Source organism: Pseudomonas fluorescens (assembly GCF_902497875.1).
GTDB lineage: Bacteria > Pseudomonadota > Gammaproteobacteria > Pseudomonadales > Pseudomonadaceae > Aquipseudomonas > Aquipseudomonas fluorescens_BR.
On sequence record NZ_CABVHY010000016.1, the window covers coordinates 65636 to 88309 of the forward strand.

Consider the following 22674-nt stretch of genomic DNA (forward strand, 5'->3'; position numbering starts at 1 on the left):
TTCAGCTGAACCGTGGATGGGGAACCATGAACACTTCTATCAGTACCGCCTATAACTACAAGGTGGTCCGCCAATTCGCCATTATGACGGTGGTGTGGGGCATCGTCGGCATGGGGCTCGGGGTTTTTCTCGCTGCTCAATTGGTCTGGCCTGAACTCAACTTCAATTTGCCGTGGACCAGCTTCGGCCGCCTGCGCCCGTTGCACACCAACGCAGTGATCTTCGCCTTCGGCGGATGCGCACTGTTTGCGGCGTCCTTTTACTCGGTCCAACGGACTTGCCAGACGCAACTGTTTGCGCCGAAAGTCGCCGCGTTCTGCTTCTGGGGCTGGCAACTGGTGATCCTGTTGGCGGCCATCACCCTGCCGCTGGGTTACACCAGCTCCAAGGAGTATGCCGAGCTGGAATGGCCGATCGATATCCTGATCACCATCGTCTGGGTCGCCTACGCCGTGGTGTTCTTCGGCACACTGGTCAAGCGCAAGACCAAGCACATCTATGTCGGTAACTGGTTCTTCGGTGCGTTCATCGTCACCGTGGCGATCCTGCATATCGTCAACAACGCGGAACTGCCGGTCAGCCTGACCAAGTCCTACTCGGCGTATGCCGGTGCGACCGATGCCATGGTTCAGTGGTGGTATGGCCACAACGCCGTGGGCTTCTTCCTCACCGCGGGCTTCCTCGGGATGATGTACTACTTCGTGCCGAAACAGGCCGAGCGCCCGGTGTATTCCTATCGCTTGTCGATCGTGCACTTCTGGGCACTGATCACCCTGTACATCTGGGCTGGCCCGCACCACCTGCACTACACCGCGCTGCCGGACTGGGCACAGTCGCTGGGCATGGTGATGTCGCTGATCCTGCTGGCCCCAAGCTGGGGCGGGATGATCAACGGCATGATGACCCTGTCGGGTGCCTGGCATAAGTTGCGCAGCGACCCGATCCTGCGGTTCCTGGTGGTCTCCCTGGCGTTCTACGGCATGTCGACCTTCGAAGGGCCGATGATGGCCATCAAGACGGTCAACGCCCTCTCCCACTACACCGACTGGACCATTGGCCACGTACACGCCGGCGCTCTCGGTTGGGTGGCGATGATCTCGATCGGCGCGCTGTATCACATGATCCCGAAAATCTTCGGCCGCCCGGCCATGCACAGCCTGGGCCTGATCAATGCGCACTTCTGGCTCGCGACCATCGGCACCGTACTCTACATCGCTTCGATGTGGGTCAACGGCATCGCCCAGGGCCTCATGTGGCGGGCGATCAACGATGACGGCACCCTCACCTACTCCTTCGTCGAAACCCTGGTGGCCAGCCACCCAGGCTTTGTCGTGCGACTGGTGGGCGGTGCGATCTTCTTCAGCGGCATGTTGCTGATGGCCTACAACACCTGGCGCACTGTTCGCGCAGCCCAGCCTGCCGAAGCCGTCGCTGCGGCGCAGATCGCCTGAGGAGTCCGTCATGAAACACGAAACAATCGAAAAAAACGTCGGCCTGCTGATGCTGTTGATGGTCCTGGCGGTGAGCATCGGCGGTCTGACCCAGATCGTCCCGCTGTTCTTTCAGGACGTGACCAACAAGCCGGTCGAAGGCATGAAGCCCTACACCGCACTGCAACTCGAAGGCCGCGACATCTATATCCGCGAAGGCTGCGTTCAATGCCACTCGCAAATGATCCGTCCGTTCCGCGCCGAGACCGAGCGCTACGGGCATTACTCGGTCGCCGGGGAAAGCGTCTGGGATCACCCGTTCCTCTGGGGTTCCAAGCGTACCGGTCCGGATCTGGCCCGGGTCGGCGCCCGCTACTCGGATGACTGGCACCGCGCGCACTTGTACAACCCGCGCAACGTTGTGCCGGAATCGAAGATGCCGGGCTACCCATGGCTGGTCTCGGCACCGGTTGATAGCAGCCACACCGAAACCAAGCTGCGGGTGATGCGTACCCTGGGCGTGCCGTACACCGATGCCGACATTGCCGGCGCCAATGACACGCTCAAGGGCAAGACCGAAATGGACGCACTGGTCGCTTATCTGCAAGTGCTTGGCACTGCGATCAAGAGCAAGAGGTGAGCCATGGGTTTTGAACTCGATAGTGGAATGATCCGCGGCCTTGGCACGCTGGTGGTGATGATCGCATTCATCGGCCTGTCGCTCTGGGTGTTCAACGCCAAGCGCAACCCGGAGTTCGCCCAGGCGCGGCTGCTGCCGTTTGCCGATGAACCGGGCACGGCCTCCCTTCAATCTGATGAAGCCCAACCTGCAACAAGGAGCATTCGGCCATGACCACCTTCTGGAGTACGTGGATCTGCGTACTGACCATCGGCAGCCTGATCGGTCTGACCTGGCTGCTGATCGGCACACGCAAGGGCGAAACCAAGGGCAGCGTCGACCAGACCATGGGCCACAGCTTCGACGGCATCGAGGAGTACGACAACCCGTTGCCGCAGTGGTGGTTCATGCTGTTCGCCGCAACCCTGGTGTTTGCCGTGGGTTATCTGGTCCTTTATCCGGGCCTGGGCAACTGGAAAGGCATCCTGCCAGGCTATGAAAATGGTTGGACGGGGGCCCATGAGTGGGAAAAGGAAATGGACAAGGCGGATGCCAAATTTGGGCCGATCTTCGCCAAATTCGCCGCCATGCCGCTGGAAGATGTCGCTAAAGACCCGCAAGCGCTAAAAATGGGCGGCCGTCTGTTTGCCTCCAATTGCGCGGTCTGTCACGGCTCGGATGCCAAGGGCGCGTTCGGCTTCCCGAACCTCGTCGACAGCCACTGGCGCTGGGGCGGCGACACCGACACCATCAAGGCGACCATCATGGGTGGACGCATGGCGGCCATGCCGGCCTGGGGCGAAATGCTCGGTGAGAACGGCGTGAAGAATGTCGCGGCTTATGTGCGTCATGAACTGGCCGGCCTGCCACTGCCTGCCGACAGCAGCGCCGATCTGCACGCCGGACAGCAAGCGTTCAGCACCATGTGCGTAGCGTGCCACGGTCCTGCCGGGCAAGGTGTCCAGGCCATGGGCGCGCCGAACCTGACGCAACCCGCCGGCTTCATTTATGGCACCAGCCTGGCACAGCTGCAACAGACCATCCGCCATGGTCGTCAAGGCCATATGCCAGCACAAACCGAGCTGCTCGGCAATGACAAGGTGCAACTGCTTGCGGCCTACGTGTACAGCCTGTCTCAAGGTGCCACCGACGAACAGGAACTTGCTCTGAGTAAAAACCGCTAGCCGTCAATTGCTTCGCTGCCGCATCCGCTCAGGATGCGGCAGTTCCCTGCCTGTACGCGACCAAGTGTCGCACCCTCCGATAGTCCGCCTTCCCAGTCTCAAGATTCGAGTCTAAGCTTTCCCGTTGGTGGACTCGCGCGCGCCGGTCCCAGGCCAACTGTGACCGATGCGTTCGACGATTGCGCTCGATGACAGGCCGTAAACGCCGGTTTATACCGGCTGCCGTGCAGGTTGCCGTCTGCCAGCTGACCCCTGGTTTCAACACACCCGGTTACATCCACCCTGCAACCTTCGTCTTTTTCATCCACTGCGACATTTTGTCCAAGGGCATTTTTGTCCCTACACGGCGCATGGAAAGGCCGCAGAATCAGCGTCGGAAAGAATTGACCCAGGTCATGGCGCGTTGCAATGACACCCTGCTTTCTCCATACTTGCGACCGATTTTTTACTCCTAATAAAACACCCAAACCGTGGAACCTTAGAATGAGCACAGCAATCAGTCCGACTGCTTATAACTATAAGGTAGTCCGCCAGTTCGCCATCATGACGGTGGTCTGGGGGATCCTTGGCATGGGGCTTGGTGTCTTCATCGCCTCACAGCTTGTATGGCCGGAATTGAACTTCGGTCTGCCGTGGACGACTTTTGGACGCTTACGCCCGTTGCACACCAACCTGGTGATTTTTGCCTTCGGTGGTTGTGCTCTGTTTGCCACTTCTTATTACGTCGTGCAGCGAACCTGCCAAACGCGACTGATTTCCGACAGCCTCGCCGCCTTCACCTTCTGGGGTTGGCAAGCGGTGATCGTCGGCGCGATCGTTACCTTGCCGCTGGGTTACACCACCACCAAGGAATACGCGGAACTGGAATGGCCACTGGCTATTTTGCTGGCTATCGTCTGGGTGACCTACGGCGTGGTGTTCTTCGGCACCATCACCAAGCGCAAGACCAAGCACATCTATGTCGGTAACTGGTTCTACGGTGCCTTCATCGTCGTGACGGCCATGCTGCACATCGTCAACCATGCGTCGCTGCCGGTCAGCTTCTTCAAGTCCTACTCGGCCTACGCCGGTGCGACCGATGCGATGATCCAGTGGTGGTACGGCCACAATGCCGTGGGCTTCTTCCTGACCACCGGCTTCCTGGGGATGATGTACTACTTCGTGCCGAAACAGGCCGAGCGTCCGATCTACTCCTATCGCCTGTCGATCGTGCACTTCTGGGCGCTGATCACCCTGTATATCTGGGCCGGTCCGCACCACCTGCACTACACCGCGCTGCCGGACTGGGCTCAGTCGCTGGGCATGGCGATGTCGATCATCCTGCTGGCGCCAAGCTGGGGCGGCATGATCAACGGCATGATGACCCTGTCGGGCGCCTGGCATAAGCTGCGCACCGACCCGATCCTGCGGTTCCTGGTGGTCTCCCTGGCGTTCTACGGCATGTCGACCTTCGAAGGTCCGATGATGGCGATCAAGACCGTCAACTCGCTGTCGCACTACACCGACTGGACCATCGGCCACGTACACGCCGGTGCCTTGGGCTGGGTAGCGATGATCTCGATCGGCGCCATCTACCACATGATCCCGAAACTGTACGGTCGTACGCAGATGCACAGCATCGGCCTGATCAACACGCACTTCTGGCTCGCAACCATCGGTACCGTGCTCTACATCGCTTCGATGTGGGTCAACGGCATTACCCAGGGTCTGATGTGGCGTGCGATCAACGATGATGGCACCCTCACCTACTCCTTCGTCGAAGCGCTGCAAGCCAGCCACCCTGGTTTCATCGTTCGCGCCCTGGGCGGTGCGTTCTTTGCCAGCGGCATGCTGTTCATGGCCTACAACGTATGGCGTACCGTACGTGCCTCGAACCCGGCTGAAGCCGAAGCCGCCGCCAAGATTGCTGTAGTTGGAGCTCACTGATGAAGCATGAAGCAGTCGAGAAGAATATTGGCCTGCTGGCCTTCTTCATGGTCATCGCCGTCAGCATCGGCGGCCTGACCCAGATCGTTCCGCTGTTTTTCCAGGACGTCACCAACAAGCCGGTCGAAGGCATGAAGCCGCGCACCGCCCTTGAACTGGAAGGCCGCGACATTTACATCGCCAACGGTTGTGTCGGCTGCCACTCGCAGATGATCCGTCCGTTCCGTGCCGAAACCGAACGTTATGGCCACTACTCGGTAGCCGGTGAAAGCGTCTGGGATCACCCGTTCCTGTGGGGTTCCAAGCGTACCGGTCCGGACCTGGCCCGTGTTGGCGGTCGTTACTCCGATGACTGGCAGCGTGCGCACTTGTACAACCCGCGCAACGTCGTGCCTGAATCGAAAATGCCGGCCTACCCGTTCCTCGTGGAAAACAAGCTCGACGGCAAAGACACCGCGAAGAAAATGGAAGTCTTGCGCACGCTCGGCACCCCTTACACCGACGAAGACATCGCCGGCGCACAGGATGCCGTGAAGGGCAAAACCGAAATGGACGCGCTGGTGGCCTATCTACAAGGCCTGGGCACCATCATCAAAAGCAAACGGTGATTTAGATGGATATCGGGATGATTCGTGGCCTGGGCACCGTTGTCGTAATGGTGGCCTTTATCGGTCTGGCCTTGTGGGTGTTCAGCCCCAAGCGCAAATCCGAGTTTGAAGACGCGACCTTGCTGCCTTTCGCGGATGATCCCGAAGCCATCAAGCACGTCGAGCAAGCTTCTAGGAGTAACAAAGAATGACTACGTTCTGGAGTCTGTACGTCACAGTCCTCAGTCTGGGTACCATCTTCGCCCTGACCTGGCTGCTGCTGTCGACCCGTAGGGGCCAGCGCGCCGAACAGACAGATGAAACGGTTGGCCACTCCTTCGACGGGATCGAGGAGTACGACAACCCACTGCCGAAATGGTGGTTCATGCTGTTCGTCGGCACCATCATCTTCGCCCTGGGCTACCTGGTGCTGTACCCGGGCCTGGGTAACTGGAAAGGCTTGTTGCCGGGTTACAACTACCTCGACAACGAGAAGCAGACTGCATTCGCCAACGGCCAGACCGGCTGGACCGGCGTGCACGAGTGGGAAAAGGAAATGGCTAAATCGGACGCCAGGTTCGGTCCGATCTTCGCCAAGTTCGCTTCCATGCCGATCGAAGAAGTGGCCAAGGATCCGCAAGCCTTGAAGATGGGTGGCCGTCTGTTCGCCTCCAACTGCTCGGTCTGCCACGGTTCCGACGCCAAAGGTGCCTATGGCTTCCCTAACCTGACCGACGCCCAATGGCGCTGGGGCGGTGAGCCGGAAGCGATCAAGACCACCATCATGGGTGGTCGTCACGCTGTGATGCCAGCCTGGTCCGAAGTGATCGGCGAGCAAGGCGTTGCGGACGTTTCCGCGTTCGTTCTGACCAACCTCGACGGCCGCAAGCTGCCGGAAGGCGCCAAAGCCGATCCGGTTGCCGGCCAGAAGCTGTTTGCCGCCAACTGCGTAGCGTGCCACGGCCCGCAAGGCAAAGGCACTCCGGCAATGGGCGCACCTGACCTGACCCACCCGGCGGGGTTCATCTACGGTTCGAGCTTCGCTCAGCTGCAGCAGACCATCCGCCACGGTCGCCAGGGCCAGATGCCTGCCCAGGAACAACTGCAAGGGAACGACAAGGTTCACCTGCTGGCCGCTTACGTCTACAGCCTGTCTCACGATGAGAAGGTAGTGGACGCCAAGTAAGGCAAACACTTGAACAACAAACGGCCCCGCCAATGAAGATTGGCGGGGCCGTTTTGCTTCGAGCCAATGCAACGTCGAGGGAATTATAGATACGTTTCTACATTTTCGATTGCTCGGCTCAGCGCTTGGTAGTAACGTATCTACATAAGTGCTTCAGGAGTGCTCATCCATGACCGTCACCACCATTTCCAGCCGTGAGTTCAACCAGGACACAAGCGGTGCCAAAAAAGCCGCCCGTCAGGGGCCGGTTATCATCACCGATCGTGGCAAGCCTGCCCATGTACTGCTAAGCATGGAGGAGTACCAGAAACTGACCGGCATCAGCACCAGCATTGTCGAGATGCTGGTCATGCCTGATGCGCCTGAAATCGACTTCGAAACCCAGCGCGCCGTCATCACTCCTCGGCCGGTGGACCTGTCCTGATGTTCCTACTCGATACCAATGTCGTTTCCGAATTGCGCAAAGCCCAGGCCGACAAGAATGTAACGGCTTGGGCACGCAGCGTTGCCGCGCCCAGTCTGTTCCTGTCAGCAATCACTGTGCTGGAGTTGGAAACCGGAATCCTGAGAGTAGAAAGGCGCGATCCGGCCCAAGGTGGTCTGTTGCGCTCATGGCTGGACAACCATGTGATACCCGCGTTTGCCGGACGTATATTGGCGGTCGATAGTGCAGTGGCATTACGTTGTGCCCGCCTTCATGTGCCGGACCGCAGCAATGAGTGCGATGCGCTGATAGCGGCGACGGCACTGGTGCATGGACTGACGGTGGTTACCCGGAATATGGCGGATTTCCAGTCGAGCGGTGTTCGCCTGATCAACCCGTGGGTCGTTTAACGCCTCTCTCGACAAAACCGTCCATACTTTACAAGTCAATTGACTCACATCAAGAATTGTTACATTTGCTACACCATCTCTGCTTTTCTCCCAACGCGACCAAAGGTCGCACCCTTGATCTAGAGCTACAAGCGTATCATTGCGCCACTGCAATACCTTTTTGACCGCGGTCGGCATGCACTGACCGGGGCATTTTTCCACTGCCGTGGGATGCAATGATGAGCAATCAGATTCCGGTACACGACGTTACCCCGCCTGCCAAAAACTCGAATAACACGGTCGATCTCTACGCCTCTCGAGAAAAAATCTACACCCGCGCCTTCACTGGCCTGTACCGCAACCTGCGGATGATCGGTGGTGCCGGGCTGTTTCTGCTGTATTTCGGTACAGTCTGGCTGAACTGGGGTGGCCATCAGGCCGTCTGGTGGAATCTGCCGGAGCGCAAATTCTTCATCTTTGGCGCGACCTTCTGGCCGCAGGATTTCATCCTGCTCTCCGGCATTCTGATCGTCGCCGCCTTCGGCCTGTTCTTCATCACGGTCTATGCCGGGCGCGTCTGGTGCGGCTATACCTGCCCGCAGAGCGTCTGGACCTGGATCTACATGTGGTGCGAAAAGGTCACCGAAGGCGACCGCAACCAACGCATCAAGCTCGACAAGGCGCCGATGAGCGCCAACAAGTTCCTGCGCAAGTTCAGCAAACACAGCATGTGGCTGTTGATCGGCTTTATCACCGGCATGACGTTTGTCGGGTACTTTTCGCCGATTCGTGAACTGACCATCGACTTCTTCACCGGCCAGGCCGACGGCTGGTCGTATTTCTGGGTCGGTTTCTTCACCCTTGCCACCTACGGCAACGCCGGCTGGTTGCGCGAGCAGGTGTGCATCTACATGTGTCCCTATGCGCGTTTCCAGAGCGTGATGTTCGACAAGGACACGCTGATCGTCTCCTACGACCCGCGTCGCGGTGAAGTTCGCGGTCCGCGCAAGAAAGACGCCGACTACAAGGCCATGGGCCTGGGCGACTGCATCGACTGCACCATGTGCGTTCAGGTCTGCCCGACCGGCATCGACATTCGCGACGGCCTGCAGGTCGAATGCATCGGTTGCGCAGCGTGCATCGACGCCTGCGACAGCATCATGGACAAGATGAACTACCCGCGCGGACTGATCAGTTACACCACCGAGCACAACCTTTCCGGGCAAAAAACCAATAAACTGCGCCCGCGCCTGCTCGGTTATGCGGCGGTACTACTGGCGATGATCGGCCTGTTGATGGGCGCATTCTTCATGCGCTCGCTGGTCGGATTCGACGTCAGCAAGGACCGGGTGCTTTATCGTGAGAATGCCGAAGGCCGGATCGAGAACGTCTACAGCCTGAAAGTCATGAACAAGGACCAGCGCGACCACACCTACCTGTTGGAAGCCTCTGGCCTGCCGGACCTCAAGCTGCAAGGCAAGCGCGAGATCAAGGTCGCTGCAGGGGAGATCTTCAGCATGCCGGTCGAGTTGTCGAGTGCGCCGGAAAAACTGCCGTCGAGCACCAACGAGGTGAAATTCACCCTCAAGGATGCCGATGACCCGGACGTGCACATTGAAGCCAAGAGCCGTTTCATCGGCCCACAAATTCGTTGAGAGAAGTCACCATGCCCGCAGCAAACGCCGTAAGCCCTTGGTACAAGCATCTTTGGCCGTGGATCATTATCGGCATCCTGGCCTGTTCGATCACCCTGACCTTGTCGATGGTGACCATCGCGGTGAACAACCCGGACAACCTGGTCAACGACAATTATTACGAGGCCGGCAAAGGCATCAACCGCTCGCTGGACCGTGAACTGCTGGCCCAGACCCTGCAACTGCGTGCCAGCATGCATCTGGACGGAGTGACCGGCGAAGTCGAGTTGCGCCTGAACGGCAACAGCCAGCCGAAAAGCCTGGAACTGAACCTGATCTCGCCGACCCAGCCAGAGAAGGATCGCAAGATCACCCTGGCGCAGAGTGACAGCGACCAGAGCCGCTATATCGGCCAGTTGACCGACAAGGTCGAAGGCCGGCGTTTCGTCGAATTGCTTGGTGTGCAGGATGGCCAGACCTGGCGTATGTTCGAGGAAGAACAGGTCAGCCACGACAAGGATTTGCTGCTCGGTGATGAGCCGCTGCAGGGTGCGGAAGATCTGAAAAAATAAAAAGCCTGCGCTTCGCGCATCGCGAGCAGGCTCGCTCCCACAGTGGATCTGCGGTGTACACAAATTTTGTGCACGACATCGATCAAATGTGGGAGCGAGCCTGCTCGCGATGAAGCCCGACCTGATGACACAGATTCAGCGGTACCAGTGAATACCCCATGACCACTCCAACTCCCTGCTACCACTGCGCCCTGCCCGTCCCTGCCGGCAGCCGGTTTACCGCCGTCGTTCTGGGCGAAACCCGCGAGCTTTGCTGCCCGGGATGCCAGGCTGTGGCCGAGGCGATTGTCGCCGGGGGTCTGGAAAGTTATTACAGCCATCGCAGCGAAGCTTCGGCCAACCCCGAAGCGCTGCCGGTGCAACTGGTGGACGAGCTGGCGCTGTACGACCGCGCCGATGTCCAGCAGCCTTTTGTCCGCCACGAAGGCGATCTCGCCGAAACCACCCTGCTGATGGAAGGCATCAGCTGCGCCGCCTGCGGCTGGCTGATCGAGAAACACCTGCGCAGCTTGCCGGCAGTGGCCGAAGCCCGCTTGAACCTGTCCAACCATCGCTTGCATGTGCGCTGGGTCGACAGCCAGTTGCCGCTGAGCAAAGTGCTCAGCGAACTGCGGCACATCGGTTATGCCGCGCATCCCTATCAAGCCGACCGCGCCGCCGAACAGCTGGCCGGCGAAAACCGTCTGGCCCTGCGGCAACTGGGGGTCGCCGGTCTGCTGTGGTTCCAGGCGATGATGGCGACCATGGCCACCTGGCCGGAATTCAATATCGACCTGAGCCCCGAGCTGCACACCATCCTGCGCTGGGTGGCGCTGTTCCTCACCACCCCGATCGTGTTCTACAGCTGCGCACCATTCTTCAAGGGCGCCATGCGCGACCTGCGCACGCGCCACCTGACTATGGACGTTTCGGTATCGCTGGCCATCGGCGGCGCCTATATCGCCGGTATCTGGACCGCGATCACCGGGGTCGGCGAGCTGTATTTCGATGCGGTCGGCATGTTTGCCCTGTTTTTGCTCGCCGGTCGTTACCTGGAACGCCGCGCCCGGGAGCGCACCGCCGCAGCCACCGCGCAGCTGGTGAATTTATTGCCCGCGTCCTGCCTGCGCTTGAGCGATGACGGCCAGAGCGAGCGCATCCTGCTCCGCGAATTACGCTTGGGCGACCGGGTGCTGGTGCATCCCGGGGCGATTCTGCCGGCCGACGGCAAGATTCTCGATGGCCAGTCGAGCGTCGATGAATCGCTGCTGACCGGCGAATACCTGCCACAACCGCGAACCCTGGGTGACGCGGTCACCGCCGGCACCCTGAACGTCGAAGGTGCATTGACCGTCGAAGTGCTGGCCTTGGGTCAGAACACCCGGCTGTCTGCCATCGTTCGTCTGCTGGATCGCGCCCAGGCCGAAAAACCCCGGCTGGCGGAAATCGCCGACCGCGCCGCGCAATGGTTTTTGTTGCTGTCGCTGATCGCCGCGGCGGCCATCGGCCTATTGTGGTGGCAGCTGGATTCATCCCGGGCGTTCTGGATCGTCCTGGCGATGCTGGTAGCTACTTGCCCGTGCGCGCTGTCCCTGGCCACGCCGACTGCGCTGACCGCCGCCACCGGAACCTTGCACAAACTCGGCCTGCTGTTGACTCGCGGCCATGTGCTGGAGGGCCTGAATCAGATCGACACGGTGATTTTCGACAAGACCGGGACCCTCACTGAAGGGCGTCTGGCACTGCGCTCGATCCGACCGCTGGGTGCGCTGGGCAGTGACCAATGCCTGGGCCTCGCCGCCGCGCTGGAAAACCGCTCCGAACATCCGATCGCCCGGGCATTTGGCCGCGCGCCACTGGCCGCCGAAGAAGTGCTCAGCACACCGGGGCTAGGCCTTGAAGGGCGGGTCGGTGAACAGCGCCTGCGTATCGGCCACCCGGCGTTTGTCTGTGAGCTCAGCGGCTGCCCGGTACCGAAAATGCCCGATGAGCCCGGTCAATGGCTGTTACTCGGCGACAGCCAAGGTGCATTGGCCTGGTTCGTTCTCGACGACCGACTGCGAGCCGACGCTCCCGCCCTGCTGGCCGCCTGCAAGGCTCGCGGCTGGCGCACGCTGCTACTGTCCGGCGATAGCTCGCCGATGGTCGCCAGCGTCGCTGCCGAACTGGGCATCGATGAAGCCCGCGGCGGCCTGCGTCCCGATGACAAGCTGCAAGTGCTGCAACAGCTGCACCTCGAAGGACGCAAGGTGCTGATGCTCGGTGACGGGGTCAACGATGTGCCGGTGCTGGCCGCTGCCGATATCAGCGTGGCCATGGGCTCGGCCACCGACCTGGCGAAAACCAGTGCCGATGCGGTGCTGTTGTCCAACCGTCTCGAGGCGCTGGTGCAAGCGTTCAGCCTGGCTCGACGCACCCGCCGGGTAATCATCGAGAACCTGTTGTGGGCCGGGTTGTACAATGGCCTCATGTTGCCATTCGCCGCCCTCGGCTGGATCACGCCGATCTGGGCGGCGGTCGGCATGTCCATCAGTTCGTTGACCGTGGTGCTCAACGCTTTGCGCCTGACTCGCATGCCGAGTCCGCCGCACGCCTGCGCCACGTCCGAAAACCGTCCGCTGCCGGCCTGAGCCGCGCGGGCATGGAGTCCAGATGCCAGCTCTCTACGTGATGATCCCGGCCGCGCTGCTGATCGTGGCCATCGCTATTTTTATCTTCTTCTGGGCGGTCGACAGCGGTCAGTACGATGACCTCGACGGCCCGGCCCATAGCATTCTGTTCGACGACCAGGACCCGAATCACCAGGCCGCCGTCGATGAAGCCAGTGCCGAGCCGCAGAGCGCCAAGCCGGAGCAAGCGAAAGACCAGGCGCCTCCCCATGTTTGAACTGGCTCCGCTGCTGGTTTCCGCGGTGATCCTGGGTCTGCTCGGTGGCGGTCATTGCCTGGGCATGTGCGGTGGCCTGATGGGCGCGTTGACGCTGGCGATTCCCAAGGAGCAGCGCAGCCGACGCTTTCGCCTGCTGCTGGCGTACAACCTGGGGCGGATTCTCAGTTATGCCACGGCTGGCCTGCTGATCGGCCTCGCCGGCTGGGCGGTGGCCAACAGCCCGGCGGCGATGTTCATGCGGGTGCTCGCCGGGGTGCTGCTGATTGTCATGGGTCTGTACCTGGCCGGCTGGTGGAGCGGCCTGACCCGCATCGAAAGCCTCGGACGCGGCCTGTGGCGGCATATCCAGCCATTTGCCAACCGCCTGCTGCCGGTGTCGAGCCTGCCCCGGGCGTTGCTGCTGGGAGCGCTCTGGGGCTGGCTGCCGTGCGGACTGGTCTACAGCACGCTGCTCTGGTCCGCCAGCCAGGGCAATGCCATCGACAGCGCGCTGCTGATGCTCGCGTTCGGCCTCGGCACCTGGCCGGTGCTGCTGGCCACCGGGCTGGCCGCCGAACGGGTCACCGCCCTGCTGCGCAAACGCAGCGTGCGCATGACCGGCGGGGTGCTGGTGATCCTGTTCGGCATCTGGACCCTGCCGGGGCCGCATCAGCATTGGATGATGGGGCATTGATAATGTCGACAATCACCGCGATTTCGTAGCAGCTGGCGAAGCCTGCGTCCGGCTGCGCAGCAGTCGTAAATCCTGACACCTCGTTTCTACAGGCGAACCGCGTGCGCAGGATTTGCGAGGACTATGTCCTCGAACGCAGGCTTCGCCAGCTGCTACGGGATCTCGCCCGCAGCTCTGACCACCGTTGATGCAAATCAACATGCCCCTGCCCCCTACCCCCTAGACTCGCAGACACTGCCAGCCTATCCGGGGGAATGTCCGCATGCTCGACACCATTCGTTGGGACACAGATCTGATCCGCCGTTACGACCTTGCGGGGCCGCGCTATACCTCGTACCCGACCGCTGTGCAATTTGACAGCCAGATTGGCACTTTCGACCTGCTCCACGCGCTGCGTGACAGCCGCAAGGCCCAACGGCCGTTGTCGTTGTATGTGCATGTGCCGTTCTGCGCGAATATTTGCTATTACTGCGCCTGCAACAAAGTCATCACCAAGGACCGTGGGCGCGCCTTGCCCTATTTGCAACGCCTCGAGCAGGAGATCCAGTTGATCGCCAGCCAACTCGACCCCGCCCAGCAGGTCGAGCAATTGCACTTCGGCGGCGGCACGCCGACCTATCTCAGCCATGACGAACTTCGCCAGTTGATGGCCCGATTGCGCAAGCACTTCAATCTGCTGGACGATGACTCCGGTGATTACAGCATCGAGATCGACCCACGGGAAGCCGACTGGTCGACCATGGGCCTGCTCCGTGAACTGGGTTTCAACCGCGTCAGCATCGGCGTGCAGGACCTCGACCCGACGGTCCAGCGGGCAGTCAATCGCATGCAAAGCCTGGAAGAAACCCGCGCCGTGATCGACGCCGCACGCACCCTGCAGTTTCGCTCGATCAATATCGACCTGATCTACGGCCTGCCCAAGCAGACGCCTTCGAGCTTCGCCCGCACCATCGATGAAGTCATCAGCCTGCAACCGCACCGGCTCTCGGTGTTCAACTACGCGCATCTGCCTGAGCGCTTCATGCCGCAACGACGGATCAACGCCAACGAGTTGCCGACGCCCGCCGAAAAGCTGGAAATGCTCCAGCGCACCATAGAACAACTGACCGCAGCAGGTTATCGCTACATCGGCATGGATCACTTCGCCCTGCCTGACGACGAGCTGGCCATTGCCCAGGAAGACTCGACCCTGCAACGCAACTTTCAGGGCTACACCACCTATGGTCATTGCGATCTGATCGGTCTTGGGGTCTCGGCCATCAGCCAGATCGGTGACCTGTACTGTCAGAACAGCAGCGATCTGAACCACTACCAGAGCGCCTTGGGTGACACGCACCTGGCCACCAGTCGCGGCCTGCTGTGCAATCAGGACGACCGGGTCCGTCGGGAAGTGATTGCGCGGCTGATTTGCAGTTTCAGCCTGGAGTTCGCCGAGATCGACCTGGCTTTCAATATCGATTTTCGCGGTTACTTCGCCGAACTCTGGCCGCAACTGGAAGCCATGGCCGCGGACGGCCTGATCGAGCTCGACAATGAACGGCTCGAGGTCTTGCCGGCCGGACGGCTGCTGGTTCGCTCGGTGTGCATGGTCTTCGATGCCTACCTGCAACAGCAGAATCGCCAGCGCTTTTCGCGAGTGATTTGAGATCCGGCTCGCCGGTAGCGAGCCCTGACTAACTCATCGCCAACGACCCCGCCTTCATCACGGCTTCGGCACTCAATCCCGACTCCTTCATGGCCTTGGCCAAGGACGCATTGGCCGTCATCAGGCCCGCATTCAGACCGCTGAGGGCCGCTTGCACGTTGCCCACCCTGGCCTGAGCCTGCTCCGGGGTAAGGCTTTTATCCGCCATGACCGCCTGCATTTGCGCCAGCTTCTCGGCGATCTGCTGTTTCAGCTGGCGGATCATTTTCAAGATCTGCTGGACAGTGTCCGGCAGACCGCTTTCTTCAATGTCGCTATTGGCCGTTTTTCTGGCCTCGGCAGCCTTTTGCAGGGCAGCCCCGGAAATAGTTACGGTAACGCCTTCTACGGTTTTGACCTTCTCGGGGGCCGGCGACGTGCTCGTTTGCGGCTCGGCACTCTCCCTGGCTGGTTCGATCAGCGGCTGCAAGCCATTGCTACCGTTGGTAATACCGCCCATGACCTGCATGATCATGCTCCTTTAAATGGATCCAATTACAATTCATCGGCCGCTAATCCTAAAACTTTATGGCTGTGCGCCATTATGGTGTGCGCTGGCCTGAACCTCATCCGGTAATGTACCCTTGCGTCTTATGTGTGTTTTCCCACAAGGATTTAAGAAATGTCCGAGCCAGTTAAACTGCGCGCTCATAACCAGGCCCATTGCAAGGATTGCAGCCTGGCCCCCCTCTGCCTGCCACTTTCTCTGAATCTGGAAGACATGGAAGCGCTGGACGAGATCGTCAAACGTGGTCGCCCACTGAAAAAAGGCGAGTTTCTATTCCGCCAGGGTGATGTGTTCGATGCCGTCTTTGCAGTTCGCTCTGGTGCCTTGAAGACCTTCAGCCTGAGCGACGGCGGCGAGGAGCAGATCACTGGCTTCCACCTGCCCAGCGAACTGGTCGGGTTATCGGGCATGGACACCGAGAAACACCCGGTGTCGGCGCAGGCGCTGGAAACCACCTCGGTCTGTGAAATCCCCTTCGATCGCCTCGACGAACTGGCGCTGCAGCTGCCACAACTGCGCCGCCAGCTGATGCGCGTGATGAGCCGCGAAATTCGCGACGACCAGCAAATGATGCTGCTGCTCTCGAAAAAAACCGCCGATGAACGCATCGCGACCTTCCTGGTCAACCTGTCGGCGCGTTTCCGCGCCCGAGGCTTCTCGGCCAACCAGTTCCGCCTGAGCATGTCGCGCAACGAGATCGGTAACTACCTGGGCCTGGCAGTAGAAACCGTGTCCCGGGTGTTCACCCGCTTCCAGCAGAACGAGTTGCTCGCCGCTGAAGGCAAGGAAGTGCACATTCTCGATCCGATCCAGCTCTGTGCCCTGGCCGGTGGCTCGCTGGAAGGCTGACCTGGCCAGTCGCGGCTGAGCGAACAGGCTCAGCCGGGTTTATACTGCCGTGTTTGCAGCCTGCCAGGACACCACGACGATGGTCTTTGACTCCTTCGACATCAAATCGCTGATCCGCCCGGTGATCGACTTTCCCAAGCCAGGGGTGATCTTTCGCGATATCACGCCACTGTTCCAGTCGCCGAAGGCCTTGCGCCTGGTGGCGGACAGCTTTGCCCATCGTTATGTCGAAGCCGACTTCACCCACATCGGCGCCATGGATGCCCGGGGCTTCCTGATCGGCTCGATCCTCGCCTATCAGCTGAACAAACCGCTGATCCTGTTCCGCAAGCAAGGCAAGTTGCCGGCCGATGTACTTTGCGAGGGCTATCAGACCGAATACGGCGAAGCCTTCCTGGAAGTCCACGCCGACAGCCTGTGCGAAGGCGATTCGGTGCTGATGTTCGATGACCTGATCGCCACCGGCGGCACGCTGATTGCCGCCGCCCATCTGGTACGGCGCATGGGCGCACGGATTTTCGAAGCCGCGGCGATTATCGACCTGCCGGAACTGGGCGGCTCCCAGCGCCTGGAAGACATGGGCATCCCGACCTTCTGCCTGACACAGTTTGCGTTGACCGATAAGTAAGGCGTCGTCTGTACGGACTACCTATATCGCGAGCAGGCTCGCTCCCACAAAAGCAAGATCAAAAGATCGCAGCCTGCGGCAGCTCCTACAGGGGATTGCAGATACCCACGACATTGCAGGTGTACGCGGCCAGCGTCGGGCAATTGCAGGCACCCCCGACATTGCAGGTGTACGCGGCCAGCGTCGGGGGATTGCAGGCCACGACATTGCAGGTGTATGCGGTCAGCGTAGGAGCTGCCGCAGGCTGCGATCTTTTCGGCAGCCACCGCGTGGGGAGGATTAAAGCGAGATTGGCTTACGCCCGGCAAACGAATGGGCCAGGGTCCCGCCATCCACCAGTTCCAGCTCGCCACCCAGGGGTACGCCATGGGCGATGCGCGAGGTGATCAGGCCCTTGTTGCTCAGCAACTGGGCGATGTAATGGGCCGTGGCTTCGCCTTCCACCGTCGGGTTGGTGGCGAGGATGATCTCGGTGAAGGTGCCCTGTTCTTCGATCCGCGCCAGCAGTTGCGGGATGCCGATGGCTTCGGGGCCGAGGCCGTCGAGCGGCGACAGGTGCCCCTTGAGCACAAAGTAGCGGCCGCGAAAACCGGTCTGCTCCACGGCGTACACGTCCATAGGACCTTCGACCACGCACAGAATCGTATCGTCACGACGCGGGTCGGCGCATTGCGGGCATAGATCGTCTTCAGTCAGCGTGCGGCACAAACGACAATGCCCGACCCCTTCCATGGCCTGTTTCAACGCCAGGGCAAGCCGCGAACCGCCACTGCGATCGCGCTCGAGCAGTTGCAGCGCCATGCGCTGGGCGGTTTTCTGACCCACACCCGGCAAAGTGCGCAGGGCATCGATCAGTTGGCGAATCAGGGGGCTGAAGCTCATGGCACAAAGGTCCGACAAAACAACGAGACGCGGTTTATACCCGCGCCTTGGCTAACCGTCAAATACCAGCGCGCCTGCCCGTCAGCAGGCGTCACCATTGACGCTTTTCCGGTCGGGCGAGCCCGAGCTTTTCAATCCGATAGCGTAGCATGTCCCGGCTCAAGCCCAGCAGGCGTGCCGACTTGGTGACATTCCAGTCAGTCTTGTCGAGCATTTTGCGGACCATGTCGCGCTCGACTTCCGGCAGGTTCATGGAACCCATGTCCTCGCTGGGGCTGTAAAACTCGGGCTGGGGATGCGATTGAGGCTGCTGTTGATACTGGTGCTGTGGCGGTATCGGCAGATCCAACGGCTCATCGACCAGGCTCAGACAGACATTCAACTGGCTCGGCCCGACCATGTCGTGAGACGCCAGCAGCACCGTCTGTTCGAGCATGTTGCGCAGCTCGCGAACATTGCCGGGCCAGCTGTAACCGCGCATCAGCGCTTGCGCCTCGGGGCTGAAATACAGGTTGGGCTTGCCATAGCGCTTGCCATGATGAGCCAGGAAATGCCGGGCCAGGGTCAGCACGTCTTCGCCACGGGCGCACAGGCGCGGGACCTTGATTGAAATGATGCGCAAACGGAAAAACAGATCGCGGCGAAACTTGCCCTGCTGGACCCTCTGCTCGAGGTTGCAATTGGTCGCGCTGATGATCCGCAGGTCGACCTTGCGCTCCTTGACCGCGCCGATCCGGCGAATCGTTCGATCTTCCAGCAGTTTGAGCAGCTTGGCCTGCAGCAGCAGATCCATCTCACCGATTTCATCGAGAAACAGGGTACCGCCATCGGCGGCTTCGACCAGGCCGATCCGGCGCTCCTTGGCGTCGGTGAAGGCACCTTTTTCGTGGCCGAACAATTCGGCTTCCAGAAGATTGGAGGGGATCGAGGCACAGTTGAACTCGATAAACGGGCTTTTGCTGCGGGGCCCGTCGAAATGCAGCGCACGGGCCACCAGTTCTTTACCGGTGCCGGTATCGCCTTCCACCAAAACCGGTGGCAGGTCGCCGCTGGCCATGCGCCGCTCGGCGTCGAGCAACTGGCCGATGGTATTTTTCATTGCCTGCATCACCGCAGAATCGCCGATCAACGCCTGCACCCCGGACTTCTGCGCCTCACGCTCCTGATAGAAGGTCAGCGTGCGTTCCAGGCGATCGGCCGCCAGCGCCTTGTCCAGCAATAGCTTGAGTTCCGCCAGGGCCACCGGTTTGGTCAGGTAGTGAAAGGCCCCCTCTTTCATCGCCGTCACCGCATCTTCGACATTACCGTAGCCGGTTATCATGATCACTTTCAGATCCGGCACGCTGCCCCGCAGGCGCTGAATCAATTCGTGACCACTCATGCCGGGCAACGAGTTGTCGGTCAGCACCACATCAGGCTGACACGTCTGCAAGCATTCCAGAGCCTCTTCGGCGCTATGGCAGACAGTGACCTCGAAGTCCCTGCGCTCCAGGAAGCTCTGAATATTTTCGGCAAGGAGCTGGTCGTCCTCAACCAACAGTATGCTGTGTCCCATGGTTCCCTCCCGCCACGTTGAAAATCAGGCTTATTTGGGTTCCTTCCTGTTCCCGGCTCGTCAGGTTGACCGAACCGTTGAATCGCTCCATGACACGTTTGACCAGCATCAGGCCAACGCCGAGGCCGCCTTGCTTGGTGGTGAAAAACGGTTTGAACGCCATGTGTTCCTGTTGCCGGGTCATGCCTTTGCCAGTGTCCGTCAGGGTCATTCGCACGCGCCCATCCACCGCCGGCTCGACTTCGATTGTCAGTACTCCGCCACCCGCCATGGCTTCCAGGGAGTTGGCGAACAGGCTATTGAAGATCTGGATCAAGTGCATGTACTGGCTGATGACAGGGGGTACCGACGCGATAGAGAGATGGACCCGGACATTGGCGCGCTTGATTTGCTGGTCGAACGCTTGCACCACCTCCTCGATGGTCGGGCCCAGGTCGATGGCCTCGCTGTCGGTGTTCAAAGGCTGCAGCGAGACCAGCAGTTCGCGAACCCAGCGCGACATGCGATCGACCTGGCTGATGATGTCGGCAATGTTCTTCTGCGCAGGCTGCCTGGCGATTTCCTGGGCCAGTTCGGCGCTGGATCGGATCGTCGCCAGCGGGTTGCGCAGGCTGTGGGCCACGGCCGAAGACATTTCGCCCAACGCGACAAAGGTTTCACTGGTGATCAGTTGCTTCTGTTGTGACTGCAACATCTTCGCAGCCCGTCGCACGATCCAGAACAGTCCGAAATAGATCAGGCAACCGCCGAGGATGGTCGACACCCAGATCAGTATGAAACCGCGGTGGATACGCAACAGCAAATCCTCAGGTTCCTTGTAGATCTCGACCATGGCCAGGATCTGGTCATCGGCGGCGTCGAACAGCGGGATGTAGTTTTCGATATACAGGTGCTTTGGTTCGTGGAGAAACTTCTGCTCCTTACGGGCGTCATCGGCCTCGTGATACTCGGAGGAGACCTGCGTTTTGGATTCGAACGATTGGTCCAGACCCTCGTCGCCCTCGATGCGTACACCGATCAACGCCGGATTGGTCGACCAGATGATCGTTCGATCCCGGGCATAGATATTGACCATCAGTATGTCCGGCAAATTTTCGACGTGGTCGAGAAACTCCCCCCTCGCCGCGATGATGTGATCGCGGTCATAACCCGCGAGGGCGTTGGCATCGCGGATATCCAGAATTGCGCCCATGGTCAGGGTCGGCGGCAAGTCGGCGTGGCGCAGTTCCGCTGCGCCGATGGCCCGGATGAATTGCGCCGTCAGCAGTCCGTCGCGCTCGACGCTCTCCCGGACCACCAGGCGTGTGGAGGTATAACCGAGCACCATGGCGACCATGGTGATGACAAACAGGCTGGCCAGGGAGAACCAGTGCAAAAGGTTGAACTGACGTTGGGTGGGTATTTTCTTGAGCATCAGCATCTGCATGAGGTACTTCCTGGATGCTTGTCCGAATCTTTTAGTCGAGGCCCTGTCAACCGCCGTAATAGTATTTTGCCTCTACTGGATCATAGGCTGGATTTCTCGCCACCCCGGGTTTGTGCGGGATAAATGCCTGTGAGTTGATGAGCAATGGCTATTGGCTTACCCGCTGGAATCGCAGGCTCACGCAGGTGCCCTGCAGCTCGTGGCTGTTGAGGGTGACCGAACCGCCGAAGCGCTCCATGATGCGTTTGACCAGCATCAAACCGACCCCCAGACCACCCTGCTTGGTGGTAAAAAACGGTTTGAAGGCCATGCGTTGCTGTTGCGCACTCATGCCATTGCCGGTGTCGGCGATGGTCAGGCACAGGCCCTTGGCAGTGTTCTCGATCTCGATGTTCAGGACCCCGCCTGTGATCATGGCCTCCAGGGCATTAGCAATCAGGCTGTTGAGAATCTGGCTGAGCAATACCTCCTGGCTGAGCACCGAAGGCACCTGCCCGGGTGCGAAATTCACCTGAACCCGAGTACGGGCAATCTGTTGTTCAAAGGCCTGGAGGCTGTCACGTACGGCGGCCACCAGATTTACCGCAATGGCCTCGTCATTGAGCGGGTGCAAGGACTGCAGGAGCTCGCGAACCCAGGGGGACATGCGGTCCACCTGGTTGATGATGTCGGTGATGTTTTTCTGCGCCGCACCGGTTTCGATTTCCTGCGCCAGCTCGGCGCTGGAACGAATGGACGCCAGGGGATTGCGCAGGCTATGGGCGACGGCCGAGGACATCTCGCCAAGGGCGACAAAGGTTTCATTGGTGACCAGTTGCTTCTGCTGTGCGGCCAGCAGATCCGCGGCGTGGCGCATCAGCCAATACAGACTGAAATAGATCAGCGCGCCCCCCAGCAGCGTCGCCACCCAGACCAGTATCAGCCCGCGCGTCACGCGGATGATCAGATCACTGGGTTCCTTGTAGACCTCGACCATGGCCATGACCTGGTTTTCACCGAGATCTAACAGCGGGATGTAGTTCTCGATGAAAAAGAACGTCGGGACGACGGTGAATTTCTGCTCCGCCCGGACGTCGTCGACGTTGTGGTAGCTGGCGGAAATATGGGTCTTGAGATTGAAGGCCTGCTCGAGGTCTTCGTTATCGCTGATCCGCTGGCCGATCAACCGTGGATTGGTCGACCAGATGATCGTCCGGTCAGGCGCATAGATGTTAGCCAGCAACACGTCTGGCAATTGCTCGACATGGTCGAGAAACTCCCCGCGCGCAATGGCCCGCGCTCCCGGACTGATGTCAGGGCGAGCCAGGTCCTGACGCGGATCGAGCAGTTCGCCCATGCTCAGCCCATCCGGTAATACGACGTGGCGCATCTCCGTCGAAGCGATGGTCTGGATGAACTGGGCGGTCAACAGCGCATCGCGATGGAGACTCTCCTCAATCACAAAACGCGTGGAGAGCGCCCCCAGCCCCAGCACCACCGAGCCGACAACGATCAGGCTGACCCAGGAAAACCAGCGCAGCAGGTTGAAACGCTTTTGCCCATTTACGGGCCGCTCTTTGGTCGTTTCCAGGTCGAGCGAGGCGTCCTGCTCTTGTGTTTGCATAGCGCAGTTTCCCGGGCTTTGCATTGTTTATAGCTCACTGCGCAGCA

Annotated in this window: 23 protein-coding genes; 18 read left to right on the forward strand and 5 right to left on the reverse strand. The window is 60.1% G+C overall.

All coding sequences use genetic code 11. The annotated features are described in order from the left end of the window. The first annotated feature begins 26 nt into the window (after positions 1–26). From ccoN (F8N85_RS17370) to hemN, 16 genes are all read left to right on the forward strand, one after another. Positions 27–1451 carry a cytochrome-c oxidase, cbb3-type subunit I gene (gene ccoN / locus F8N85_RS17370; RefSeq protein ID WP_150804785.1) on the forward strand — a complete coding sequence of 475 codons (1425 nt, stop codon included), beginning with the start codon at positions 27–29 and terminating at the stop codon, positions 1449–1451. A 10-nt stretch (positions 1452–1461) separates the two neighbouring features. Then, positions 1462–2070, forward strand: a complete 609-nt coding sequence (ccoO, locus tag F8N85_RS17375; protein WP_150804786.1) for a cytochrome-c oxidase, cbb3-type subunit II — start codon at positions 1462–1464, stop codon at positions 2068–2070. A 3-nt stretch (positions 2071–2073) separates the two neighbouring features. Continuing rightward, the gene (locus F8N85_RS17380) at positions 2074–2283 is read left to right on the forward strand and encodes a cbb3-type cytochrome oxidase subunit 3 (protein ID WP_150643359.1); all 210 of its coding nucleotides are present in this window, start codon (positions 2074–2076) and stop codon (positions 2281–2283) included. After that, positions 2280–3233, forward strand: a complete 954-nt coding sequence (gene ccoP, locus F8N85_RS17385) for a cytochrome-c oxidase, cbb3-type subunit III (protein ID WP_150804787.1) — start codon at positions 2280–2282, stop codon at positions 3231–3233. The genes F8N85_RS17380 and ccoP (F8N85_RS17385) overlap by 4 nt, the downstream gene beginning before the upstream one ends. A gap of 483 nt (positions 3234–3716) precedes the next feature. Then, complete coding sequence (gene ccoN / locus F8N85_RS17390; protein WP_150804788.1) at positions 3717–5159, forward strand: cytochrome-c oxidase, cbb3-type subunit I; 1443 nt, start codon at positions 3717–3719, stop codon at positions 5157–5159. Next, the gene (gene ccoO / locus F8N85_RS17395) at positions 5159–5767 is read left to right on the forward strand and encodes a cytochrome-c oxidase, cbb3-type subunit II (protein ID WP_150643356.1); all 609 of its coding nucleotides are present in this window, start codon (positions 5159–5161) and stop codon (positions 5765–5767) included. The genes ccoN (F8N85_RS17390) and ccoO (F8N85_RS17395) overlap by 1 nt, the downstream gene beginning before the upstream one ends. A gap of 5 nt (positions 5768–5772) precedes the next feature. Beyond that, complete coding sequence (locus tag F8N85_RS17400; protein ID WP_003175465.1) at positions 5773–5958, forward strand: CcoQ/FixQ family Cbb3-type cytochrome c oxidase assembly chaperone; 186 nt, start codon at positions 5773–5775, stop codon at positions 5956–5958. Then, entirely contained in the window at positions 5955–6932 is a 978-nt protein-coding gene (gene ccoP / locus F8N85_RS17405; protein WP_150804789.1) for a cytochrome-c oxidase, cbb3-type subunit III, read from the forward strand. Before F8N85_RS17400 ends, ccoP (F8N85_RS17405) begins: the two co-directional genes overlap by 4 nt. A 169-nt stretch (positions 6933–7101) precedes the next feature. Next, positions 7102–7356 carry a type II toxin-antitoxin system Phd/YefM family antitoxin gene (locus F8N85_RS17410; protein ID WP_150804790.1) on the forward strand — a complete coding sequence of 85 codons (255 nt, stop codon included), beginning with the start codon at positions 7102–7104 and terminating at the stop codon, positions 7354–7356. Beyond that, positions 7356–7766 carry a type II toxin-antitoxin system VapC family toxin gene (locus tag F8N85_RS17415; RefSeq protein WP_150804791.1) on the forward strand — a complete coding sequence of 137 codons (411 nt, stop codon included), beginning with the start codon at positions 7356–7358 and terminating at the stop codon, positions 7764–7766. Before F8N85_RS17410 ends, F8N85_RS17415 begins: the two co-directional genes overlap by 1 nt. Positions 7767–7984: 218 nt before the next feature. Then, positions 7985–9400 (forward strand): cytochrome c oxidase accessory protein CcoG, encoded by a 1416-nt coding sequence (gene ccoG / locus F8N85_RS17420; protein ID WP_150804792.1) that lies wholly within the window; start codon positions 7985–7987, stop codon positions 9398–9400. A gap of 11 nt (positions 9401–9411) precedes the next feature. After that, on the forward strand, positions 9412–9951 hold the full coding sequence (locus tag F8N85_RS17425) for a FixH family protein (RefSeq protein WP_150804793.1): 540 nt from the start codon (positions 9412–9414) through the stop codon (positions 9949–9951). A 158-nt stretch (positions 9952–10109) separates the two neighbouring features. Next, positions 10110–12560 carry a heavy metal translocating P-type ATPase gene (locus F8N85_RS17430; protein ID WP_150804794.1) on the forward strand — a complete coding sequence of 817 codons (2451 nt, stop codon included), beginning with the start codon at positions 10110–10112 and terminating at the stop codon, positions 12558–12560. A 22-nt stretch (positions 12561–12582) separates the two neighbouring features. Next, positions 12583–12816, forward strand: coding sequence for a cbb3-type cytochrome oxidase assembly protein CcoS (ccoS, locus tag F8N85_RS17435; RefSeq protein WP_150804795.1), 234 nt, complete (start codon positions 12583–12585; stop codon positions 12814–12816). Continuing rightward, a complete protein-coding gene (locus F8N85_RS17440; protein ID WP_150804796.1) occupies positions 12809–13492 on the forward strand; it encodes a sulfite exporter TauE/SafE family protein in 684 nt (227 codons plus the stop codon). Before ccoS ends, F8N85_RS17440 begins: the two co-directional genes overlap by 8 nt. Before the next feature lie 262 nt (positions 13493–13754). Further along, positions 13755–15137: an oxygen-independent coproporphyrinogen III oxidase gene (hemN, locus tag F8N85_RS17445; RefSeq protein ID WP_150804797.1), complete on the forward strand. Its 1383-nt coding sequence runs from the start codon at positions 13755–13757 to the stop codon at positions 15135–15137. 28 nt (positions 15138–15165) lie between these two features. On the opposite strand, the gene F8N85_RS17450 is transcribed toward hemN, so the two are convergent. Further along, a complete protein-coding gene (locus F8N85_RS17450) occupies positions 15166–15645 on the reverse strand; it encodes a hypothetical protein (protein WP_150804798.1) in 480 nt (159 codons plus the stop codon). Between the two features lie 153 nt (positions 15646–15798). Here F8N85_RS17450 and fnr point away from each other — a divergent pair, with 153 nt between their 5' ends. Next, positions 15799–16533: a fumarate/nitrate reduction transcriptional regulator Fnr gene (fnr, locus tag F8N85_RS17455; protein ID WP_150804799.1), complete on the forward strand. Its 735-nt coding sequence runs from the start codon at positions 15799–15801 to the stop codon at positions 16531–16533. 79 nt (positions 16534–16612) lie between these two features. Next, positions 16613–17161 (forward strand): adenine phosphoribosyltransferase, encoded by a 549-nt coding sequence (locus F8N85_RS17460; RefSeq protein WP_150804800.1) that lies wholly within the window; start codon positions 16613–16615, stop codon positions 17159–17161. Between the two features lie 279 nt (positions 17162–17440). Here the strand turns inward: F8N85_RS17460 and recR are convergent, their stop codons facing one another. The 4 genes from recR to F8N85_RS17480 all read right to left on the reverse strand — a co-directional run bounded on the left by recR (position 17441) and on the right by F8N85_RS17480 (position 22627). Next, a complete protein-coding gene (recR, locus tag F8N85_RS17465; RefSeq protein ID WP_150804801.1) occupies positions 17441–18043 on the reverse strand; it encodes a recombination mediator RecR in 603 nt (200 codons plus the stop codon). Between the two features lie 91 nt (positions 18044–18134). After that, complete coding sequence (locus tag F8N85_RS17470; protein ID WP_150804802.1) at positions 18135–19598, reverse strand: sigma-54-dependent transcriptional regulator; 1464 nt, start codon at positions 19596–19598, stop codon at positions 18135–18137. Next, a complete protein-coding gene (locus F8N85_RS17475) occupies positions 19573–21024 on the reverse strand; it encodes an ATP-binding protein (protein ID WP_150804803.1) in 1452 nt (483 codons plus the stop codon). The genes F8N85_RS17470 and F8N85_RS17475 overlap by 26 nt, the downstream gene beginning before the upstream one ends. Before the next feature lie 148 nt (positions 21025–21172). Further along, complete coding sequence (locus tag F8N85_RS17480) at positions 21173–22627, reverse strand: sensor histidine kinase (RefSeq protein ID WP_150804804.1); 1455 nt, start codon at positions 22625–22627, stop codon at positions 21173–21175. Positions 22628–22674 lie beyond the last annotated feature (47 nt).